Origin of the sequence: uncultured Phascolarctobacterium sp., assembly GCF_905212365.1 — a bacterium.
In the GTDB taxonomy this organism is placed as follows: domain Bacteria; phylum Bacillota; class Negativicutes; order Acidaminococcales; family Acidaminococcaceae; genus Phascolarctobacterium_A.
Map to the genome: position 1 here is coordinate 1 of NZ_CAJMEH010000087.1, position 5604 is coordinate 5604.

General features: G+C 55.9%; 6 protein-coding genes and 1 pseudogene. All 7 read left to right on the forward strand.

Features of this window, described 5'->3' with window-relative positions; translation table 11 throughout:
- Nucleotides 1-499, forward strand: a pseudogene (locus QZ105_RS10015) (decarboxylase); the annotation flags it as partial.
- A 324-nt stretch (nucleotides 500-823) separates the two neighbouring features.
- On the forward strand, nucleotides 824-1459 hold the full coding sequence (gene tmk, locus QZ105_RS10020) for a dTMP kinase (protein ID WP_293729781.1): 636 nt from the start codon (nucleotides 824-826) through the stop codon (nucleotides 1457-1459).
- Nucleotides 1460-2470 (forward strand): DNA polymerase III subunit delta', encoded by a 1011-nt coding sequence (locus QZ105_RS10025; RefSeq protein WP_293729782.1) that lies wholly within the window; start codon nucleotides 1460-1462, stop codon nucleotides 2468-2470.
- A 5-nt stretch (nucleotides 2471-2475) separates the two neighbouring features.
- Nucleotides 2476-3303 carry a stage 0 sporulation family protein gene (locus tag QZ105_RS10030; RefSeq protein WP_293729783.1) on the forward strand — a complete coding sequence of 276 codons (828 nt, stop codon included), beginning with the start codon at nucleotides 2476-2478 and terminating at the stop codon, nucleotides 3301-3303.
- On the forward strand, nucleotides 3296-4027 hold the full coding sequence (locus tag QZ105_RS10035; RefSeq protein ID WP_293729784.1) for a methyltransferase domain-containing protein: 732 nt from the start codon (nucleotides 3296-3298) through the stop codon (nucleotides 4025-4027). The genes QZ105_RS10030 and QZ105_RS10035 overlap by 8 nt, the downstream gene beginning before the upstream one ends.
- A gap of 125 nt (nucleotides 4028-4152) precedes the next feature.
- On the forward strand, nucleotides 4153-5121 hold the full coding sequence (locus tag QZ105_RS10040) for a 3D domain-containing protein (RefSeq protein WP_293729785.1): 969 nt from the start codon (nucleotides 4153-4155) through the stop codon (nucleotides 5119-5121).
- Between the two features lie 14 nt (nucleotides 5122-5135).
- A partial coding sequence (locus QZ105_RS10045; RefSeq protein WP_293729786.1) for a DUF4093 domain-containing protein occupies nucleotides 5136-5604 on the forward strand: 469 nt, incomplete at its 3' end.

The following is a 5604-nucleotide window of genomic DNA, read 5'->3' on the forward strand; positions in this document are numbered from 1 at the left end:
GGACAGTACCAAGGTAACGGTTAATTTCGCGGATTGGGGCTATACAGGCGTGGAAGTGGGCGACGCTTTGCGTCAGGCAGGCGTAGCCGTGGAGCTGGTGGACGCGCAGAACGTTTTGTTTTTAGTGACTTACGCAGATACGACGGCTGATTACGACGCGGCGCTGCGGCGCATCGACGAGACGCTGCACACTTTGGAGCGGCAGAAGCGGCCGCCTTTGCGCGGCGCGGCGGCGCAGACTGTGCCGATTACGACGGCGGCGAAAAATTTGCGCGAGGTTTTTTACAGCGCCAAGCAAGCCGTGCCTTTGGCGCAGGCTGCGGGGCGAATCTGCGGCGAGCAGGTCAGCTTTTATCCGCCGGGGATACCGGCGCTGCTGCCCGGAGAAATCGTCACGCCGGAAATAATTTCTTACTGCCGGGCGATGAAGGATTTGGGGCTGCCTGTCAGCGGCCCGGCGGACAGCTCGCTGCAAACGCTGCGGGTGGTGCGCGAATAAATTGCGCAGTAAAATATTAGTATGTGTCCGGCAATTATATATTTCTTCGCTCAAACCGTTTTTTGACGTTCATTTCGGGCAGAAGCTAACGAAAGTGTTCAAAACTCGCGACTGTACAGCATGTTATAGTTTTCGTCTTACGATAAACAGTTCAGAAGAGTTTGAGGCAAACGACGCTTAGCGCTCAAACATTTCACACTTTCTGCGCTTCTATGCCCTCATTCACTAAAAACGCTATTCGCTGCGAAATATAATAATTGCTCGGCTTTGCAAAACGCAAACATCACTGCATTATTTAGATGATGTATTATAGAGGATAAAACAATGAGAGGAAAATTTATAACATTTGAAGGCGCGGACGGCGGCGGTAAATCCACGCAGGTGCAGCTGGCGGCGGATTATCTGCGTCAGCGGGGCTATGAGGTCGTGGTCAGCCGGGAGCCGGGCGGCACGCCGCTGGCGGAGAAGGTGCGCGCTTTGGTGCTGGACCCGGAGCTGCCTTTGAGCAATATTTCCCAAACGCTGCTGTATTTGGCGGCCCGCAGCGAGCATGCGGATAAGCTGCTGCGTCCGGCAGTGGCGGCGGGAAAAATCGTGCTCTGCGACCGTTTCAGCGATTCGACGCTGGTGTATCAGGGCCTGGCCTTGGGCAAAGGCGCGGAGGAAGTAAACGAGCTGCGGCTGCTGAACGCTTTTGCCGCAGGCGGCTTAACGCCGGACTTGACGCTGCTGTTGGACGGCGCGCCGAAGCTTTTGGCGCGGCGGCGGGAGCGGCGCGGCGTCAGCGACCGCTACGAGCGGCAGGGCTTGGACTATCAGCATAAATTGCGGCAGGGCTTTCTGGCTTTGGCGCAGGCCGAGCCCGAACGCATTAAAATTATTAACGCCGAAGGAGATTTGCAGGCTGTGGCCGGAGCCGTGCAGCGGGCTTTGGACGCGCTGCTGGACGGGGCGGAATAAATGTGGGATAATATTCTTGGACACGAGCGCCAGAAAAATTTTTTACAGAATTATTTGCGGGCGGACGAACGGCCTCACGCTTTGCTGTTTGCCGGCGCGGAGGGGCTGGGCAAAAAGCAGCTGGCGCTGGAATTTGCCAAAGCGCTGCTCTGCTTCAGCCATACGGGGACGGACGGCTGCGAAGCCTGCCGTTTGCTGAATTTGGCGGACGGCAATCTCAGCCATCCCGATTTTATTTTAGTGCAGCGGGAATTAAATCCCGATACGGGACGGTTGAAGGATATCAGTATCGACCAGATTAAGGAGCTTATCGGCAAGGCCGCCTTTGCGCCCGTGCTGTCGCCGGTTAAGGTGTGCCTGGTGGAGGATGCGGACAGAATGTCCGTCGCCGCGGCCAACAGTTTTTTAAAGCTTTTGGAGGAACCGCCGGCGGGGTGGGTCATCGTTTTGCTGGCGTCGGCGGAAGAAAAGCTGCTGACGACCATTCTTTCCCGCGTAGTCTGCCTGCGTTTTCAGCCTGTGCCTGCGGCGCAGGTAGCGGATTTTTTGGCGGCGCGCGGCGCTGCGGCGGAAGAAGCGGAAGTACTGGCGCGCATCAGCGAGGGCTCCGTGGGCTTGGCCCTGAGCCTGCAGCAGCAAAAGGCGCTGGAGCTGCGGCAGCAGGCCTGGGCTTTTGTGGAAGCGCTGCCCCTAGCCATGCCCTTGAATTATTTAGCGGGGCGCGCGTGGCAGCAGAAAAATTTTGAACGGCCGCAGGCTTTGCTGTTCGTCAAACTGCTGCAGCTTTTGCTGCGCGATTTGCTGATGTGCAAACTGAATCCGGCGGCGGATTTATATAATTGCGACCTGCGCGGGCAGCTTAAGGCGCAAAGCGCCGCGTGGCGCGTAGCCGGTTTAAAGCTGGCGCTGGCAGGTATTCAGGAAGCTTATGCAGCCTTGGAGAGCAGCACCGGCGTGCGCATGGTGCTGGAAGCCCTGGCTCTTAAAATAGATAAAGCGTATAAGGAGTGAGATAAGTGCCGACAGTTGTAGGTATCAGATTTAAAAAGGCCTGTAAAATATATTATTTCGACCCGGCGGAAACCGGCGTAGCCAAAGGCGATTACGCCATTGTGGAAACCGCGCGCGGCGTGGAATACGGCGAGGTCGTTATCGGCCCGCGCGAGGTGGAAGAAAGCGGCATCGTTTCGCCGCTCAAGCCTGTAATGCGCAAGGCGACAGCGGAGGACGACCTGAAACTGGCGGAAAATAAAATCCGCGAAAAGGAAGCTTTCAATATCTGCCTGCGGAAAATAAAAAATCACGAGCTGCCCATGCGGCTTATCGACGTGGAATTTACCTTCGACGTCAATAAAATTATTTTTTATTTTACCGCCGACGGAAGAATCGATTTTCGGGAGCTGGTGAAGGATCTGGCGGCGGTGTTCAAGACGAGGATCGAGCTGCGTCAGATCGGCGTCCGAGATGAGACGAAGATCGGCTGCTGCGGCCGCCCGCTGTGCTGCGCTACCTTTCTGGGAGATTTTGAGCCCGTGTCCATCCGCATGGCCAAGGACCAGAACTTGTCGCTCAATCCGACGAAAATTTCCGGCATCTGCGGCCGCTTGATGTGCTGCCTGAAATACGAAAACCATATGTACTGCAAGAACTGCGGCAACGGCGGCCGCCGCGAGCGCATAGAAATTCCCAAAATGGGCGCGCTGGTGATTACGCCTTTGGGCGAGGGCCAGGTGGTCGGCATCAACCGCGGCCAGCATCTGGCGTCGGTCAAGCTGGCTCCCGACAATATTATTCAGGTGGAATGGGACGAGATTGTGGACGCTTCCCAGGCCGAAGATGTGTAAGGAGCAGAGCAGCCTGCGCTGCGATTATCTGCCGGGATGTTTATATAAGATTTGGCAGGACGCCAAGGAATTTTGCTTTACGACGGACGCGGTGTTTTTGGGAAATTTTCCTCATGTGGTGCATAAAGCCAAAGCCCTGGAGCTTGGCTGCGGCACCGGGGCTGTCAGTATGCTTTTGGCAGCCCGGGGCGCGGCTCGCGTGACGGCAATAGACTGCAATGAGAACGTGACCAAACTGCTGCGCCGCAGCGCTGCCGATAACGGGCTGGAGGACAGGCTGACGGTGGTGGACGGCGATATCCGCGATTATAAAACGCTGCTGCGGCCGGAAAGTATGGATTTGGTCGCCGCCAACCCGCCCTACCGCAACAGCGGCAACGTGCGCCGCATCGGCACCGCCGCCTGCCACGAGCTGACCGCCACGCTGGAGGATTTTTTTAAAGCGGCGGCTTTTGCCGTGCGCTATCGCGGGCGCTTCGCTTTGGTGCAGCTGCCCGACCGTTTTGCGGAAAGTATGCAGCTGTCTTTTAAATACGGTTTGCAGCCCAAGCGTTTGCAATGGGTGCACGCTTCCGCAGATAAGCCGGCCTGGATTTTCCTGATGGAAATGGTTAAGGGCGGCAGCTGCGGCTTAGAGGTTTTGCCGCCGCTGCTTATGTACGATAAGAACGGCGATTATACGGAACAAGTAAAAAAATATTACGCAACAGAGCTGCCGCGTTAGCGGCAGTTTTGCTTATAGGGATATAAATTTTATATATCGCAAGGGATAAACACAGCCGGGGGCGCGAATTTGACGGCTTCGCTCAATTTATGTTAAAATAAAACGAGTTAAGGGGGTCGAGAAATTTGAAAAAGAAACTTCCGTTGCATTTGCCTTGCTTGTGGGCGGCAGTCGTCCTGATATTGCTGACGCCGCTGCTAGCGGGCTTTGATATTACGCGCCGCGTTACGATAGAGGCCGACGGCCAGACTAAAGAAGTGCGCACTAATGCCAGCAGTCCCGCGCAGATTTTGCAGGAGGCGGGCGTTGCGCTGGAGCCCGGCGACGGCTGGCGTTTGCAGGGGCCCAATAAGCGGGTGCAGGACGGCAGCGTGATTACGGTGGTGCGCGGCGTTCCCTTTACCGTTATCCGCGGCGAGCAGACGGCAGAATATAAAAGCTCTAAAGCGACCGTAGGCGAGGCGCTGAAGGATATCGGAATCTCCTATAAAAAGGAGCGCGTTTATCCGGACGTGAGCGAGCCCTTGCAGGCGCAGATGCAGATTTATGTTTTGGGTAAGGGCGAAGAGCTGCATTTCAGCGAGGCCAGCGTGGATATTCCCGTTAAATATGAAGAAGACCACAGTATGAATTTCGGGACCGAAAGCGTGAAGCATCCCGGTAAGCCGGGCAAGCAGACCATCGTTTCCAAACGGATAAAAAGCCGCGACGGGCAGCATTCTGTGCAGGAGCTCACGCGCCGCGTGACCGAAGAGCCCGAAAGCAAAATTATCCGCAAGGGCATGGCAATGTCCGTATATACGCCGGATGGCTATAAGCGTTATACGAAAAAAATAACTGCGCACAGTACGGCGTATGTAGCGACAGGTAATCCAACCGCGATTGGCATTATGCCTTACGAGGGCATTGTGGCCGTCGACCCGCGCATGATTCCCTACTATACTAAAATGTATATTCCGGGATACGGCATCGCTATGGCGGGAGATACGGGCGGCGATATGGTGGGCAACCGGATAGATTTGTTCTTTAACGATTATCATCGGGCCATCCACTGGGGCAGGCGCGACGTCGAAATTTATATTCTTGCTGAATAAAGGAAGTTTAGTTTATGCTGAAAGAAGTGTTGGTAGTAGAAGGAAAAATGGATACGGCTGCGATTCGCAAAGCGTTGGAGGCCGATACCATCGAAACGGGCGGCTTTACGCTGGCTCCCTATACTCTGCGGCAGATTGAAGCCGCTTATAAAAAGCGGGGCATTATCATCCTGACGGACCCGGACGGCGCAGGCGAGCGCATCCGCCGTTTTCTGACCCAACGCTTCCCCGACGCGGGGCAGGCTTTTATTCCCAAATGCGACGCCACCGCCAACAACGACGTGGGCGTGGAGCAGGCGCGGCCCCGGGCGATTCTGGCGGCATTGAGCAAGGTGCGCCATCATGAATACCGTCCGCAGCAGGAATTTACCTATATGGATTTGTTTCGCTGCGGCTTGACCGGCAGCGAGCAGGCGGCGGCGCGGCGCGACGGCTTCGTTGTTGGCCTTGAGCTCGTCGATGAGTTCGCGCAGCAACGCATTG

Coding starts and splice junctions, on each gene's coding strand:
- tmk (WP_293729781.1), top strand. CDS start 824: ATGAGAGGAAAATTTATAACATTTGAAGGCGCGGACGGCGGCGGTAAA.
- QZ105_RS10025 (WP_293729782.1), top strand. CDS start 1,460: ATGTGGGATAATATTCTTGGACACGAGCGCCAGAAAAATTTTTTACAG.
- QZ105_RS10035 (WP_293729784.1), top strand. CDS start 3,296: ATGTGTAAGGAGCAGAGCAGCCTGCGCTGCGATTATCTGCCGGGATGT.